Origin of the sequence: Streptomyces sp. NPDC048659 (genome assembly GCF_040650575.1) — a bacterium.
Classification (GTDB): Bacteria; Actinomycetota; Actinomycetes; order Streptomycetales; family Streptomycetaceae; genus Streptomyces.
In genome coordinates this window covers 89,109-103,609 of the sequence record NZ_JBEZHM010000005.1, presented here as the reverse complement: position 1 = coordinate 103,609, position 14,501 = coordinate 89,109, and the positions used below count along the sequence as shown (strand labels likewise).

Genomic DNA, 14,501 nt, shown 5'->3' with positions numbered 1-14,501 from the left:
GCCGGGGAGCGGAGGGCCGAGTGGTTCACGGGACTACTCGGACCAGGCGCCCACGGGGGTCACGGCCCGCCACTCCGCGAGGTAGCCGTCGAGGACCTCGCGGACGCTGTGGCCGATCTTGAGGTAGTCGAGGTCGTCGAGGTTGGCGAGGGAGACCCGGACCGACCATTCGGGGCCGTCGAAGCCGCCGCCGTTGAGGAGGACCACGGAGGTCTGCTCGGCGAGCCGGAACAGGATGTCGGTGGGCTCGTAGGTGGCTTCGAGGTAGTCCGCGAACTCCTTGCCCTGCTCGCGCTCCGCCTCCGCCAGGATGTCCAGCTCGATGTAGTACGCGGCGCGCTTCGGGTCGTCCGCGATCTTCATGCCGCTGCCCTCCAGGAGCAGGTCGAGGCGGCGGTGGACGATGCTCTGGATGAGCTTCTTGTACTCCTGGCCCTCGGGCAGGAGGTCGAAGAGGGAGAAGAGCATCATCTGCACCTGCTGGGGCAGCGAGAGGCCGGCGGTGTGGTTGAGGGCGACCTCGCGGGAGTCGGCGACCATGCGGTCGATGAACTTCAGGTTCCACGGGTCGAGCTGGAGGGAGCCGTACCGCTCGTCGAGCGCGGCGCGCTCCTCGGCGGGCAGCGCGGCGATCATCCGGTCGATGACGTTGTCCTGGTGCAGGGCGATCACGCCGAGCCGCCAGCCGGTGCAGCCGTAGTGCTTGGAGTAGGAGTAGACGAGCAGGGTGTTCTGCGGGATGGCGGCGACCAGCGAGGTGAAGCCGTCGACGAAGGTGCCGTAGACGTCGTCGGTGACGACGATGAGCTCGCGGTTGTGGTGCTTGACGATGTCCACGATCCGGTCGCGGACGTGGTCGCTCATCTCCACCGACGGCGGGTTGGAGGGGTTGACCACGAAGACGGCCTTGACGGACGGGTCGGCGAGCTTGTCGATCTCGGCGTCGGGGTAGCGCCATTCGCGGACCCCGGCCTCGGCGAACAGGTTGGCCTCGACCTTGACGACCTCGAAGCCGTAGCGCTCCAGGTGCGGGATCTCGATGTAGGGGGTGAAGGTGGGCACCAGGAGCGCGATCTTGTCGCCCTTCCTGAGCACCTTGTTGACCATCAGCGAGTCGAAGATGTAGCACATGGCGGCGGTGCCGCCCTCGGTCGCGAAGACGTCGAAGCTGCCCTCGGGGCTCTCGGAGCCGTACATCTCGGCCGCCACGTAGCTGCGCACGACTTCCTGGCAGTGCGTCAGGATGCGGTCCGGGACGGGGTAGTTGTCGCCGATGAGGCCGTCGACCAGCTCGTGGACCCAGGCGTCGGCGTCGAAGCCGAGGGCGGAGACGGCGTACGAGACGCAGCGCTCCAGCAGACCGATGCCGGCCATGCCCGGGTTGCGCTGCACGAAGGTCCGGAAGCGCTCGGCGACGCCGGAACGGGCGGGCATGCCGCCCAGGTTGTCGGCGGTCCACACCCGGCGGGACTCCTCGATCGCGAAGGCGCCGAGGGCGAAGAACGCCTCGCGGGGGCCGGTGGCGATCCAGTTCGGGTTGCCGCGTCCGGCGTTCAGCATCGAGCGGGAGTTCTCGTCGCCGCTGCGGGCGGCGAGGGCGATCAGCTCGCCCTTGAGCTCGAAGGGGCTCAGCTTGCTCAGCCGGCGCATCTCTTCGCGGGAAACGCTGCTTTCGGTCATGGCACGACTCCGTAGTTCTACGTGGGGGGGAGGAGGGAGAGGAGGACGAAGGGGAGGGGGCGGGGGCGGGGCCCCGGAGGGGGACGGCGGGGCCGGTCAGTGCAGCAGGGCCACCATCAGCACGCCCCACAGGGTGAGCAGCACGTTGCCGACGGCGTACGGCACGGTGTAACCGAGCACCGGGACGCGGCTCTTGGCGGATTCGGTGATCGCGCCGATCGCGGCGGTGGTGGTCTGCGCCCCGGCGAGCACGCCGAGGAGGATGGGAACCTCCATCTTGAAGATGTACCGGCCGACGTAGAGGCCCACGATCAGCGGGACCATCGTGGCGATCGCGCCCCAGAGGAAGAGTCCGACACCGGCCTGCTTCAGGCCGGAGACGAAGCTCGGCCCGGCGTTGAGGCCGACGACGCCGACGAACAGGCACAGACCGCCGGTGTCCAGCAGCCACAGGGTGGGCTTGGGGCAGTGGCCGAGGCGCGGGTTGCGGCCGTGCAGCCAGCCGAAGACCAGACCCATGATCAGGGCGCCGCCGCTGGTGGACAGGGCGAGCGGAACACCCGCGAAGTGCAGGGCGGGGATGCCGATCAGGCCGCCGAGGAACACGCCGAGGGTCATGAAGGAGACGTCGGCGGTCTCCGAGGTGCGGGCGGGGGTGCCCTGCTCCTTGGCGACCCGCTCGACCAGGTCCTCGGGGCCGGTCAGGGTGATGGTGTCGCCGGGGTGGAGCTTCACGTCGTGGCCGAGCGGCAGCGACTCTCCCTGGCGGACGACCTTCTCCAGGTAGACGGCCCGGTAGGCGGCCGAGGTGCGCAGCTCGCCGATGGTGCGGCCGGCGCCGCCCTTGCGGCTGATGATGACGTCGAGGCTCTCGTTGGCGTAGTCGAGGAGCTCGCGGTCGGCGGTCTCGGGTCCGAAGACCTCGCCCTGCTCCAGTTCGAGGAGGTTCTCGCGGCGGCAGGTGAGGGCGACGACGTCGCCCTTGTGCAGGACGGTGTCGGCGACGGCGCCCGTGACGCCCTGGGGGGTGCGGACCCGGGTGATGTACTTCGGGCCGCCGTGCGCGGCGAGCAGCTTCTCGGCCTCGGCGACGGTGCGTCCGTCGAAGGTGTCGACGGCCAGCTCGTACGAGCGGAGCACGACGTCGTAGTAGGCGCTGGAGAGGTCGGCGTTGGCGGCCTCGACCTTCATCTTCTGCTCCAGGCGGCGGCTCTCCTCGGCGAGGTCGACGCCGAGCAGGCGCGGTGCCACGTTGGCGAGGAACAGGGCGCAGAGGATGGTGCCGAGGACGTACGTGACGGCGTAGGCGACCGGCACGATGTTCGCCATGTCGGTGCGGGCCGCGTCGGAGAGGCCCGGGAGCTGTCCGATGGCGTCCTGGGCGACGCCGATGACCGCGGACTGGGTGAGCGCGCCGCCGAGCATGCCCGCGCCGAGGCCGGGGTCGTAGCCGGCGATCTTCGCGAACAGGTAGCAGACGCCGAGGCCGGTGACGCAGACGATCAGGGCGAGGCCGACCTGCGGCAGGCCGTCGCGCTTGAGGCCCCGGAAGAACACCGGGCCGACCCGGTAGCCGAGGGCGAAGAGGAAGGCGAGGAAGGCGAACGCCTTCAGCGGGCCGGTGACCTCGACGCCGATCTGGCCGAGGACGAGCCCGGCGACCAGGGTTCCGGTCACGGAGCCCAGGGCGATGGTCTTCCAGTGCACCTTGCCGATGAGGAAGCCCACGGCGAGGGTGAGGAAGACGAGCAATTCCGGATATTGCTCGAACGTTGATGTGATGGCGTGCACGTTCATTCACCTTGTGACGGAACGACGGGCCCGGCGCGCAGCACTGCGGCGAAGCCCCTGAACGGCCCGGTGCCTCCGAGACCCCGGGCCGCGTTCCACTCTCCGCCGGGCGCCTTGGGCCCGGCTTCAAGGGCCGCGGGGCCGGGGCAGGCCCGTTTGAAGCCTTCTTGAAGGGGGACTGAAGGCGGCTTCCCTAGCTTTCGTTCGCGATCCCTACGCGAGAAGGCAGAAGCGCATGCAGTGGCTGCACAACGTCCTGGACCGGGCGCCGGAGACGGCGGTGTTCGTCTCCATCGCCGTGGGCATGTTGATCGGACGGCTACGGGTGGGGCCGGTGAGACTCGGCGGGGTGTGCGGCACCCTGATCGCGGCCCTGGCGATCGGGCAGCTCGGGGTGCCGGTCAGCGGGGAGCTGAAGAACCTCTGCTTCGCCCTGTTCATCTTCGCGCTCGGCTACTCGGGCGGGCCGGCCTTCTTCGGGAACCTAAACCGGCAGGGCGCCCGGTTCGCGGTGCTGTCGCTGATCGAGACCGTCACGGTGATGGGGATCGCGGTCACCGTCAGCAAGGCGGCGCACCTCGACCTCGGCACCGCGGGCGGCATGCTGGCCGGCTCGGCGACGGAGTCCGCCGTGGTCGGCACGGCGAGCCAGGCCATCGAGGGGCTGGGGCTCGGCGCGGACCGCACCTCGCTCCTGGTCGGGCATGTCGCGACCGCGTACACGGTCTGCTATCTGTTCGGGCTGATCACCATCGTGCTCTTCACCAGCCAGGTGGCGCCGCTGCTGTTGCGCTACCGGCCGGACGCCGGGGCGCGCCCCACCGGGACCGGCGGCGGCGCGGCGCTGCCCGCCGTCGTGGGGCGCTGCTATCGCGTCGGCGGCGCGGCGGCGGGGCTGACCGTGAGCCGGGCGGAGGCCCCGGGCCGCGGCCGGGCGACGGTCTCGCACGTGCTGCGGGACGGGGTCTGGCGGGAGACCGCGCCGGGGACGGAGCTGCTCCGGGACGAGCTGGCCGTGGTGGTCGGGCCGCGCAGGGCGGTGCTGCGGGTCGGCCCCGCGCTGGGGCGGGAGGAGGTGCTTCCCGAGGGCGTGCCGGAGCCGGAGTGGAGCACGGCCAGGATCGTGGTGACGGAGCGCGCGCTGGACGGGCTGGCGCTGCCGAGGCTGCGGGAGCGGCTCCCGGAGTCGGGCCACGGCGTCCGGCTCGCTTCGCTGGCGCGCGGCGGCAAGGAGCTGGCGGTGGCCGAGGGAACCACACTGCGCACCGGCGACGTGGTCGAACTGAGCGGTTCGCCCGCGCAGGTGCGCACGGTGGGCGGGCGGCTGGGCAAGGTCGTGGCCGAGACGGGCGGCACCGACTTCGTGCTGCTCGGCTTCGGTCTCGCGGCGGGCGTCCTGCTCGGGATGGTGAAGGTGCCGCTGGGCTCGGTCCCGGTGTCGCTCGGCACCGGCGGCGGCTGCCTGGTCACGGGGCTGCTGCTCGGCAAGCTCCGGGCGTCGCGGCCGACGTGGGGCGAGTTCCCGGCGCCGGCCGCGCGGCTCGCCAAGGACCTGGGGCTCGCGGTGTTCATCGCCTGCGTCGGGCTCTCGGTGGGCGGCGACGCCTTCGACCTGCTGGCCCGGCACCCGGTGCTGCTGCCCTCGATGGGCGTCCTGATGGTCCTGGTCCCGGCGCTGCTGTCGCTGTGGGTGGGCCGCAGGTTCCTGCGGATCGAGCCCCCGGTGCTGCTCGGCGCGATCGCGGGGCAGCAGTGCAGCACTCCGGCGATCAGCGCGGTGACGGCGATGACGGGCAGCGCGACCCCGCTGGTCGGGTACACGGTGACGTACGTCTTCTCCAGCTTCCTGCTCCCGCTGTGCGGGCCGGTGCTGATCGGGCTGCTGGCCTAGCGAGGCCGCAACCGAGCTGCCGGGCTGCCCGGCCACCGAGCCACCGAGCCACCGAGCCACCGAGCCACCAAGATCCTTCCGGCGCTGATTACCTGCGCTTGCAATTAACGCGCGTCTGCAATTATTGTGAATGCACGTAAAGAGCTCACTCAAGCAATACGGAAGGGTGGAGCCATGCCGCTCGCACTCCTCGCGCTGGCCATCGGGGCCTTCGGGATCGGGACCACCGAGTTCGTGATCATGGGCGTGCTGCCCCAGGTCGCCGGAGACTTCGGCGTGTCCATCCCCACCGCCGGACTGCTGGTCACCGGCTACGCGCTCGGCGTCGTCGTCGGCGCGCCGGTGCTGACGGTGCTGGGGAACAAGGTCAGCCGGAAGCGGATGCTCATGCTGCTCATGGGCCTGTTCGTGGTCGGCAACCTGGTCTCCGCGCTCGCCCCGAGCTTCGGGCTGATGCTGACCGGCCGGGTCGTCGCCTCGCTCGCCCACGGCTCGTTCTTCGGGATCGGCTCCGTCGTCGCCGCCGGGCTGGTCGCGCCGGAGAAGAAGGCCGGCGCCATCGCCACCATGTTCACCGGACTGACCGTCGCCAACATCGTCGGCGTCCCCCTCGGCACCTACATCGGCCAGGCCGCCGGCTGGCGCGTCACCTTCGCGATCGTCGCCGCGCTCGGCGTCGTCGGGCTGCTCGGCATCGCCCGGCTCGTCCCCGCCATGCCCCGCCCGGAGGGCGCCTGGCTGCGCCGGGAGGTCACCGCCTTCCGCAACCCGCAGGTGCTGCTCGCCATGGCCATGACGGTGCTCGGCTTCGGCGGCGTGTTCGCCGCGATCACCTACATCGCGCCCATGATGACCGAGGTCGCCGGCTACTCCGAGGGCGCCGTCACCTGGCTGCTCGTCCTCTTCGGCGTCGGCATGTTCGCGGGCAACCTGATCGGCGGCCGGTTCGCCGACCGCGCCCTCATGCCGCTGCTGTACGTGACCCTCGGCGGGCTCGCGACCGTCCTCGGCGTCTTCACCCTGGTCGCCGGCAACAAGGTCCTCGCCGCCGTCGCGATCCTCCTGATCGGGGCCCTCGGCTTCGCCACCGTGCCGCCGCTCCAGAAGCGCGTCCTCGACCAGGCCCACGGCGCCCCGACCCTGGCGTCCGCCGTCAACATCGGCGCCTTCAACCTCGGCAACGCGCTCGCCGCCTGGCTCGGCGGGCTCGTCATCGCCCGCGGCCTCGGCCTCACCGCCCCGAACTGGGTCGGCGCCGCCCTCGCCGCCGCCGCCCTCGGCCTCGCCTTCTGGTCCGCCGCCCTGGAGCGCCGCGCCCCGGCGACGGCGACGACAACGGCGACCGCGAGCGCGACCACGACCACGACCGGGGATGCCGAGAACGCCGTCCCCGTCCCCGTACACCACTGACCCTCCCTCCCCTCCCTCCCCTCTGTCCCCCTCTCCCCCCACGCATCTCCACGAAAGCGATCCCCATGAGCCTCACCCGTCACGACGCCGACACCCTCATCGCCGCCGCCGGCCGCGCCGCCGACGACGCCGGGGTCACCGTCAGCGTCACCGTCCTCGATGCCGGCGGGCACCTCCTCGCCTTCCGCCGCGACGACCGGGCCGTCCTGATCTCCGGCGAGACCAGCACCCGCAAGGCGTACACCGCGCTCCAGCTGAACGCCCCGACCGCCGAGCTCGTCGACCTGGTCAAGCCGGACGGACCGTTCCACTCGCTGCCCACCGCGCTCGACCGGCCGCTGCTCTTCATCGGCGGCGGCGCGCCCGTCCACCGCGACGGGCGGCTCGTCGGCGCCGTCGGCATCGGCGGCGGGGCCCCCGAGCAGGACCACTCCTTCGCCGTCGCCGCGATAGCCGCGCTCGGCTGACGCACGGCCGACGCGCGCGCCGCCCTCACCGGCCCCGTACAGGGATCCACTCCCCGTACGGGGCCGGTCCGCGTCCTCGACACCCACTTTTTTGTGGGTACTTGTCGCCGTCGCCGTCCCCGGGAGAGGCTGACGGAGGTCGCGAGGGCGGCCGGAGGGCATCAACAGGGAGGAGGAAGAAGGCGGTTCAGGACGCGGAGCGCTCCTCGGCCAGCCGGTCCAGCCGGCGGTGGCCCCAGTCGGAGAGCGGAGCCAGCGCCGCCGCCAGATCACGGCCGAAGCCGGTCAGCGAGTAGACGGTCTTCGGCGGCACCACGTCGTGCGCCTCACGGTGGACCAGACCGTCCGCCGCCATCTCCCGCAGGGTCTGCGTCAGCACCTTCTCGCTGATCGCCGGGATCTCGCGGAGCAGTTCGCCCGGCCGGCGCGGGCCGGATTCCAGCAGCCACAGCAGCAGGGTCTTCCACTTGCCGTCGATCACGGCGACCGCGGCGGTCACCCCGCACACCTCCGTGTCCTGTGCGCGGCTGCGCGTCATCGGCGTCGCCCTCCGGCCTCTCACTCGTACCCGAACAACTGTCCTTCCCTTCTTACCTCACATACGTGACTCGGCTCATCTCCCAAGGAGTTCCCCCATGTCTTCGGCCACCCCTCCCGCCGTCACCGTGCTCGGACTCGGCCCCATGGGCCGCGCGCTGGCCGGCGCCTTCGTGGCCGCCGGGGTGCGCACCACCGTGTGGAACCGCACCCCCGGCCGGGACCGCGAGCTCGTCGCCCGCGGCGCGAACGGCGCGGCGAGCGCGGCGGAGGCGGTCGCGGCGAGCCCGCTGACCGTGGTCTGCGTGGTCGACTACGACGCCGCCGACGCGGTGCTGCGGCAGGAGCCGGTCACCGCCGCGCTCAAGGGCCGCACCCTGGTGAACCTGTCGGCCGACACGCCCGCGCGGGCCCGGGACACCGGCCGCTGGGCCGACGAGCACGGGATCGGCTACCTGGACGGCGCGATCATGACGCCGAGCACGACGATCGGCACGCCGCACGCCGTGTTCCTGTTCAGCGGGTCGCCCGAGGCGCACGCCGAGCACGGCGCGGTGCTGCGCCTCCTCGGCGGCGGCCACACCCACCTCGGCGCGGACGTCGGGCGGGCCGCCGCGTACGACATCGCGCTGCTGGACATCTTCTGGACCTCGATGACCGGGTACGCCCACGCGCTGGCGCTGGCCTCGGCGGAGGGCGTCGCGCCGAGCGAACTGGCCCCGTTCGCCGAGGGGATCGGCGCGATCCTGCCGCCGCTGTTCCGGGAGTGGGCCGAGGACGTGGAGAGCGGCTCGTACTCGGGCGAGGGCAATCCGCTGACCTCGGCGGTCTCCTCGATGGCGCACATCGTGCACGCCTCGGAGGGACACGGCATCGAGGCGGGTGTGATGCGGGCCGCCGAGGGGCTGGCGCGCCGGGCGGTGGCGCTCGGGCACGGGGCCGACGGGTTCTCCCGGCTCGCGGAGCTCCTCGGGCGGCGCTGAGCCGCCCGGGGCGGGGCCGGGGTCCGGCCCCGCCGCGGCCCGCCCCGGGAGCCCTCCGCCCCGTCAGACCCGGCGCAGGGCGCCCTCCGCGCGGAGGTCGGCGAGGGTCGGGTAGCCGTCGACGGCCATGATCAGGTCGGCCTCGGCGAGCAGGGCGCGGAGCACGTGGACGATGCCGTCGGTGCCGCCGAGGGCCGCCCCGTAGGCGTACGGGCGGCCGACGGCGACGGCGGTGGCGCCGAGCGCGAGGGCCTTGACGACGTCGGCGCCGGTGCGGACGCCGGAGTCGAAGAGCACGGGCAGCCCCTCGGCGGCGGCGACCACGCCGGGCAGCGCGTCGAGGGCGGGCAGGCCCCCGTCGGCCTGCCGGCCGCCGTGGTTGGAGCAGTAGATGCCGTCCACGCCGCCGTCCCTGGCCCGGCGGACGTCCTCCGGATGGCACAGCCCCTTCAGGATGATGGGCAGCTCGGTCAGGGAGCGCAGCCAGGGCAGGTCGTCCCAGGTCAGCGGGTTGCCGAAGAGCCCGGTCCACTCCAGGACGGCGGCCTGCGGGTCCTCCTCCGGCGGCTTGGCGAGGCGGGCGCGGAAGACCGGGTCGGAGGTGTAGTTGGCGAGGCAGTGGCCGCGCAGCTGGGGGAAGTTGCCGGTGGCGAGGTCGCGGGGGCGCCAGCCGGTGACCCAGGTGTCCAGGGTGATGACGATGCCCCGGAAGCCTGCTGCCTCGGCGCGGCGCACCAGGCTCTCGGCGAGGGCGCGGTCGGTGGGGGTGTACAGCTGGAAGAGGCCCGGGGTGTCGCCGAACTCGGCCGCGACGGTCTCCAGCGGGTCGACGCTCAGCGTGGAGGCGATCATCGGGACGCCGGTACGGGCGGCGGCGCGGGCGGTGGCGAGGTCGCCGTGGCCGTCCTGGGCGCAGAGGCCGATGACGCCGACGGGGGCCATGAGCAGCGGCGAGGGCAGCCGCATCCCGAACAGGTCGACGGTGAGGTCGCGTTCGGCGGCGCCGACCATCATCCGGGGCACCAGGCCCCAGTGCCGGAACGCCTCCGTGTTGGCGCGCTGGGTGTGCTCCTCGCCCGCGCCCCCGGCCACGTACGACCAGACGGACGGCGGGAGGGCGGCCCGGGCCCGCTCGGCGAGCTCGGCGAAGGTCATGGGCAGGGTGGGCAGGGTGCCGAAGAGCCCCGCGAAGTAGATCTCGTTCTGGTAGTCGCCGAACCTCTGGGTCATCGGGTGTCCCGTCCTCGTGCCGGTCTGTGCGGTGCGGTGCGGTGCGGTGCGGTGCGGTGCGGTGCGGCGACGTTACCGCTCGGTACCGGCGGTGGGCCATGGCCCGGGACGGCGGGCCGTGACGGGGTGCCGGGGGCTCAGCCCGCGAGGGCCGGGGCGAGCTCCTGGCGCAGCACGATGGCGTTGAGCCGGATCGCGAACGGAACGGCGTCGGTCATCGTCAGGGCGCCGACGGCGGCCTTGTCGAGGCCGATGGTGACGTCGATGCAGAAGGCGATGGCGTACATGTGCGCGCCGGTCTCCTCGTCCTGGAGGGCGAAGAAGAGGTCCCGGTAGTAGCGGGTGCGGTCGGCGCCCTCCTCGTAGTACGAGAGTCCCGGCAGGCCCTCCTGGGCGGCGAGCCCGGTGAAGGCGTCGACGAGCTCGCGCTCGACGGTGTCCCAGAAGGACGCCTGCGCCGACTCGGGCGGCAGGGCCTGGCGGACGGCCTCCTTGAGGGAGAGCACCATGACCAGGACGGGGGCGTGTTCCTGGAGCCCCCAGCCGCGGACCATGCGGACGACGTCGCTGCCGGGGATGGCCTCGGCGGCGGCGCGGATGTGCTCGAAGTCGTAGTTGACGGTGGCGGGGGCGATGGCGTCCTGGAACGCCTGGGCGAGGGCCGTCGCCTGGCCGAGGTGGGCGGGGCCCACCTCGACGACCGTCTTGAAACTGGCGCCCAAGAGTCCTCCTGAAACAATCTGTTGAACGAAGCGGGGTCAGTATGACCCAGCCGCGGGCGGCCGGAACGGGAGGGTCAGCCGATCGGTTGACCCGGTCCGCCCCGGGGCGGCCGGAGCATGGAGGGAGCACCCGATCCCCCTCCCGAGGAGTGCCGCCGATGCACCGCCCCCGCACCCCCGCCGGACTCGCCGCCGTCACCGCCGTCACCGCGGTCACAGCGGTCCTGCTGGCGGGCTGCGCCCAGGGCGGCCCGGGGAGCGCCGCGGCGGGCGGTACGGACACCCCGCGCACCGCCGCCGCCACGCCCTCCCCGACCCGCGCACCGGCCGCCCCGCCGGCCTCTCCCGCCACGCCCACCCCCGCGGGCACCCTGCTCCTCGCCGACTTCGGCGCCGACACGGTCACCTTCGTGGACCCCGCGCGCGGCCCGCTCGGCTCGGTCCGGGTCGGCACCGCGCCGTACGGGCTCGCGGTCGGCGCCGACGGGCGGGCCTGGGTCGCGACCGCCGAGGGCGTGGCCGTCGTGGACACGGCCACCCGCGCGCGCCTGGCGCTGATCCCGTACCGGACACGGACCGGCCCGGTCACCACCGGCGAGTACCGGGGCGGCGGCATGGGCATCGCGCTCTCCCCCGACGGGCGGCGGGCGTACGTGGGTGTCAACGTGCCGGGCGGGAACGGCACCCTGGAGGTGATCGACACGGCGGCGCTGGAGGTCACCGCCGCCGTGCCGGTCGGCCGCCGCCCCTTCGACGTGGACGTGGCCCGCGACGGCTCCGAGGTGTACGCGACGGACCACGACTCCTTCGACGTGACGGCGATCCGCGCCGACACCCTGCGCCCGCGCCGGATGGAGGTGGCCCCGTACGGCACCGAGGGCGGGCTCGGCTCCTGGCTGAAGCCGCACTACGCGGCCGTGCGCCCCTCGGACGGGCGGCTGCTGCTGCCGTTCGAGGGCGAGCGGCTGGTGGTGCTGGACCCGCGCACCGGGCGCTCCACGATCGAGCGGATGACGGCGAACACCCACCAGCACGGCGTGACCGTCACCCCCGACGGCACCCTGCTCGCGGTCGGCACCGGGCCGATCGACCCGTCCGCCGACCGGGGCCCCTCGCTCACCGTGCGGGCGCCGGACGGGACCGAGCGGGTCTACCCGCTGGACGGCCCGCACGAGGACGTGGCCGTCTCGGCCGACGGGCGCACCGCGTACGTCACCGGCGGCTTCACCCGTGACGGGTACTGGGACGGGCTGACCGTCGTGGACCTCGCCGACGGCTCCACCCGGCGGCTGGCGGCGGGCTCGCGCCCGCTGGGCGTCGCCGTGCTGTGAGGGGCGCCCTCCCCCTCCCCCGCCGCCGCCCCGCCGCCGGCTGTCAGTGCCGTGGTGTTGGCTGGGAGGAGCCAGCAGTCCCGGCCCGAGGAGCCTCCCGATGCCCGTCGCCCACCGCAACACCCAGCCCCCGCCCGCCCAGGCGTCCCTCGGGACCGGCGTGGTGGTCACCGACCCGGCCGGCCGGGTGCTGCTCGGCCTGCACCGCTCGGGCGTGTGGGAGCTGCCCGGCGGCAAGGTGGATCCCGGCGAGTCGATCGAGCGGGCGGCGGTGCGGGAGCTGGCCGAGGAGACGACGCTGACGGCCGCCGAGGCCGACGCGCGGGTGATCGGGCTGATCCTGGACACCGCGACCTCGGCGGAGCTCACGCGGCTGACCGCCGCGACGGTCGTCGGCGCCCACGGCGGCATCCCGGCCGTCGCCGAGCCCGACAAGATCGAGCGCTGGGAGTGGACGGCGCTCGACCGGCTGCCCGCCGCGCTGTTCCTGCCCTCGGCGCAGGTGCTGAAGCTGTGGCGGCCCGAACTCCCCATCGACGAGGGCCCGTTCCCGCGCTATGCCGTCGAGCGTCTGGCCCCGCCGGGGCGCCCCTGACATCATCGTCAGGAGGGGGAGGGGGGTGCTCCGTGGGGACGGGAGACGTGGGGACGGGCGGCCGGGCGACGGGCGACCGGGTGACGGTGCCGCCGCCGGGCGAGGAGGCCACGCGGACGGCGCGCGCGGCCGGGCTCGGGATGTATCTGCGGGGGTTCCGGGCGCACCACCGGGAGGGCGAGCGGCGCCGGGGCGTGCCGCCCGCCGCGCTGCTGCTCCTGGTGGTCGCGGCCCTGGGGCTGCCGGTGCTGGCCACGCGGCTGGTGGGCGCGTGGGCGGGGGTGCCGCTGCTGGTGCTGCCGTTCGGCGCGCTGGGGCGGCTGGTGTGGGCGTACGGGCGGCTGCCGAACGCCTCGCTGCGGCCCGACGAGTACGTGTACCTGTACGAGCGGGGGCTGCTCTTCCCGGGCCGGGACGGCGGCGCGCGGGCGGTGGCGTGGGAGGGGGTGACGGCGATGCACCAGGACGTCACGCGGACGTATGTGCACGGGGGGTACGCGGGGACGCGCTACGCGTACCGGCTGTCCACCGGCGGTCGGCGGGCGGTGACGGTGGACGGTTTCGTGAACGAGGAGACGGTGCCGAAGCCGAGCGACTCGCAGATCCGCGAGCTGGCCCAGATCGTCCTGGACGAGACCGTGCGGCGCGCCCTGCCCCGGGCGGTGACGGCGCTGGAGAAGGGCGGCAGCGTCGCCTTCGGGGAGGTGGCGCTGGACGGGCTGGGCATCACGCTGCCGTCGGGGCGCTCCGCGTGGGAGCGGGTGCGCCGCTGCGAGCTGCGCGGGGACGGGCTGCTCGTGGTGCGGACGTCCGGGGGCGGCCGGTGGGCGCGGGAGTCGAAGGAGATCCCGGACTTCCCGGTCTTCTGGGCGCTGGTCAAGGAGCTGGCCCCGGCCGCCCGAGAACACCGACGGTGACGGGACCCACCCCGTGCCGTTCCCACGGCCACCCCGCACCCCCCTTCGGTCACCGTGCGTCACCAGGCGGGGTGGGGCGGACGTGGATAGCGTGGCGGTAGGCACGCATTCGTTCACCGATCGGAAGAGAGAGTCCCGTCATGGCTTCACGCACGGAAGGCACGCCGGTCTGGACCGACGCCATGTTCACGGACGTCGAGGGGGCGAAGGCGTTCTACGCGGACGTGCTCGGCTGGACCTTCGGCGAGTCCGCCTCGGAGTTCGGCAACTACACCCAGGCGTACAAGAACGGCAAGGCGGTCGCGGCGGTCGTCCCGCCGATGCCCGGCCAGGACGGCGAGCCGCAGTCGGCCTGGTGTCTGTACTTCGCCTCGCCCGATGTCGAGACGACGGCGGAGAAGGTCAAGGCGGCGGGCGGCACGCTGCTGATGGAACCGATGCAGGTGGGCGACTTCGGTTCGATGGCCCTGGCCCGGGACCCCGCGGGCGTGGTGTTCGGGCTGTGGCAGGGCGGCGCCCACGAGGGCTTCGAGCTGGAGGGCGAGCCGGGCTCGTACGCCTGGGCGGAGGTGTTCACCCGTGACACGGGGGCGTCCGACGCCTTCTTCGGCACGGTCTTCGACTACGGCACGAAGAAGATCAAGGACGAGCACATGGACTACCGGCTCTTCGACGTGGGGGCCGAGCCGGTGCTGGGGCGGATGGAGATGAGCGGGGAGGACTTCCCGCCGGAGATCCCCTCGTACATCCAGATCTACTTCGCCGTCGACAACTGCGACAAGGCCGTCGAGGCGGCCGAGCGGGCCGGCGGGCGGAAGGTGTTCGGGCCGATGGACAGTCCCTTCGGGCGGTTCGCGGCGATCGTGGACCCGCAGGGGGCCGCGTTCGCGGTGATCGACTCGAAGACGACGGTCGGCGACATGCCCGAGATGGAGTGAGCGGGCCCC

General features: G+C 73.3%; 13 protein-coding genes. 8 read left to right on the top strand and 5 right to left on the bottom strand.

Annotated elements, in window-relative coordinates; all coding sequences use genetic code 11:
• Window positions 1-33: 33 nt before the first annotated feature.
• Together AB0C99_RS06105 and aspT are read right to left on the bottom strand one after the other, a co-directional pair.
• Window positions 34-1,680, bottom strand: coding sequence for a bifunctional aspartate transaminase/aspartate 4-decarboxylase (locus AB0C99_RS06105; protein ID WP_362469981.1), 1,647 nt, complete (start codon window positions 1,678-1,680; stop codon window positions 34-36).
• 96 nt (window positions 1,681-1,776) lie between these two features.
• Complete coding sequence (gene aspT, locus AB0C99_RS06100) at window positions 1,777-3,477, bottom strand: aspartate-alanine antiporter (RefSeq protein ID WP_362469978.1); 1,701 nt, start codon at window positions 3,475-3,477, stop codon at window positions 1,777-1,779.
• 229 nt (window positions 3,478-3,706) lie between these two features.
• Between aspT and AB0C99_RS06095 the strand changes: the two genes are divergently transcribed.
• The 3 genes from AB0C99_RS06095 to AB0C99_RS06085 all read left to right on the top strand — a co-directional run bounded on the left by AB0C99_RS06095 (window position 3,707) and on the right by AB0C99_RS06085 (window position 7,239).
• Window positions 3,707-5,362, top strand: a complete 1,656-nt coding sequence (locus tag AB0C99_RS06095; RefSeq protein WP_362469976.1) for an aspartate-alanine antiporter — start codon at window positions 3,707-3,709, stop codon at window positions 5,360-5,362.
• Between the two features lie 174 nt (window positions 5,363-5,536).
• Window positions 5,537-6,772, top strand: coding sequence for an MFS transporter (locus tag AB0C99_RS06090; RefSeq protein WP_362469973.1), 1,236 nt, complete (start codon window positions 5,537-5,539; stop codon window positions 6,770-6,772).
• Between the two features lie 65 nt (window positions 6,773-6,837).
• Complete coding sequence (locus AB0C99_RS06085) at window positions 6,838-7,239, top strand: heme-binding protein (protein WP_362469970.1); 402 nt, start codon at window positions 6,838-6,840, stop codon at window positions 7,237-7,239.
• Between the two features lie 187 nt (window positions 7,240-7,426).
• Here AB0C99_RS06085 and AB0C99_RS06080 read toward each other — a convergent pair whose 3' ends face one another.
• Entirely contained in the window at window positions 7,427-7,777 is a 351-nt protein-coding gene (locus tag AB0C99_RS06080; protein WP_362469967.1) for a helix-turn-helix domain-containing protein, read from the bottom strand.
• Between the two features lie 97 nt (window positions 7,778-7,874).
• Between AB0C99_RS06080 and AB0C99_RS06075 the strand changes: the two genes are divergently transcribed.
• Window positions 7,875-8,759 carry an NAD(P)-binding domain-containing protein gene (locus AB0C99_RS06075; RefSeq protein ID WP_362469965.1) on the top strand — a complete coding sequence of 295 codons (885 nt, stop codon included), beginning with the start codon at window positions 7,875-7,877 and terminating at the stop codon, window positions 8,757-8,759.
• Window positions 8,760-8,822: 63 nt separating this feature from the next.
• On the opposite strand, the gene AB0C99_RS06070 is transcribed toward AB0C99_RS06075, so the two are convergent.
• Both AB0C99_RS06070 and AB0C99_RS06065 read right to left on the bottom strand, forming a co-directional pair.
• The gene (locus AB0C99_RS06070; RefSeq protein ID WP_362469962.1) at window positions 8,823-9,989 is read right to left on the bottom strand and encodes an alpha-hydroxy-acid oxidizing protein; all 1,167 of its coding nucleotides are present in this window, start codon (window positions 9,987-9,989) and stop codon (window positions 8,823-8,825) included.
• A 137-nt stretch (window positions 9,990-10,126) separates the two neighbouring features.
• The gene (locus AB0C99_RS06065; RefSeq protein ID WP_362469959.1) at window positions 10,127-10,711 is read right to left on the bottom strand and encodes a Type-2Aa cytolytic delta-endotoxin; all 585 of its coding nucleotides are present in this window, start codon (window positions 10,709-10,711) and stop codon (window positions 10,127-10,129) included.
• A gap of 158 nt (window positions 10,712-10,869) precedes the next feature.
• Here AB0C99_RS06065 and AB0C99_RS06060 point away from each other — a divergent pair, with 158 nt between their 5' ends.
• The 4 genes from AB0C99_RS06060 (at window position 10,870) to AB0C99_RS06045 (ending at window position 14,492) form a co-directional block, all read left to right on the top strand.
• Entirely contained in the window at window positions 10,870-12,042 is a 1,173-nt protein-coding gene (locus tag AB0C99_RS06060) for a YncE family protein (RefSeq protein WP_362469956.1), read from the top strand.
• Between the two features lie 100 nt (window positions 12,043-12,142).
• Window positions 12,143-12,637: an NUDIX hydrolase gene (locus AB0C99_RS06055; protein WP_362469953.1), complete on the top strand. Its 495-nt coding sequence runs from the start codon at window positions 12,143-12,145 to the stop codon at window positions 12,635-12,637.
• 32 nt (window positions 12,638-12,669) lie between these two features.
• Entirely contained in the window at window positions 12,670-13,554 is an 885-nt protein-coding gene (locus AB0C99_RS06050; RefSeq protein ID WP_362469950.1) for a DUF6585 family protein, read from the top strand.
• 140 nt (window positions 13,555-13,694) lie between these two features.
• A complete protein-coding gene (locus AB0C99_RS06045; RefSeq protein WP_362469948.1) occupies window positions 13,695-14,492 on the top strand; it encodes a VOC family protein in 798 nt (265 codons plus the stop codon).
• The last annotated feature ends 9 nt before the right edge of the window (window positions 14,493-14,501 follow it).

What these genes read in the sequence shown, in the direction of transcription:
- AB0C99_RS06055 (WP_362469953.1), top strand. Translation starts at nt 12,143, where the DNA reads ATGCCCGTCGCCCACCGCAACACCCAGCCCCCGCCCGCCCAGGCGTCC.
- AB0C99_RS06080 (WP_362469967.1), bottom strand. Translation starts at nt 7,777, where the DNA reads ATGACGCGCAGCCGCGCACAGGACACGGAGGTGTGCGGGGTGACCGCC.
- aspT (WP_362469978.1), bottom strand. Translation starts at nt 3,477, where the DNA reads ATGAACGTGCACGCCATCACATCAACGTTCGAGCAATATCCGGAATTG.
- AB0C99_RS06070 (WP_362469962.1), bottom strand. Translation starts at nt 9,989, where the DNA reads ATGACCCAGAGGTTCGGCGACTACCAGAACGAGATCTACTTCGCGGGG.
- AB0C99_RS06095 (WP_362469976.1), top strand. Translation starts at nt 3,707, where the DNA reads ATGCAGTGGCTGCACAACGTCCTGGACCGGGCGCCGGAGACGGCGGTG.
- AB0C99_RS06060 (WP_362469956.1), top strand. Translation starts at nt 10,870, where the DNA reads ATGCACCGCCCCCGCACCCCCGCCGGACTCGCCGCCGTCACCGCCGTC.
- AB0C99_RS06105 (WP_362469981.1), bottom strand. Translation starts at nt 1,680, where the DNA reads ATGACCGAAAGCAGCGTTTCCCGCGAAGAGATGCGCCGGCTGAGCAAG.
- AB0C99_RS06090 (WP_362469973.1), top strand. Translation starts at nt 5,537, where the DNA reads ATGCCGCTCGCACTCCTCGCGCTGGCCATCGGGGCCTTCGGGATCGGG.
- AB0C99_RS06085 (WP_362469970.1), top strand. Translation starts at nt 6,838, where the DNA reads ATGAGCCTCACCCGTCACGACGCCGACACCCTCATCGCCGCCGCCGGC.
- AB0C99_RS06075 (WP_362469965.1), top strand. Translation starts at nt 7,875, where the DNA reads ATGTCTTCGGCCACCCCTCCCGCCGTCACCGTGCTCGGACTCGGCCCC.
- AB0C99_RS06045 (WP_362469948.1), top strand. Translation starts at nt 13,695, where the DNA reads ATGGCTTCACGCACGGAAGGCACGCCGGTCTGGACCGACGCCATGTTC.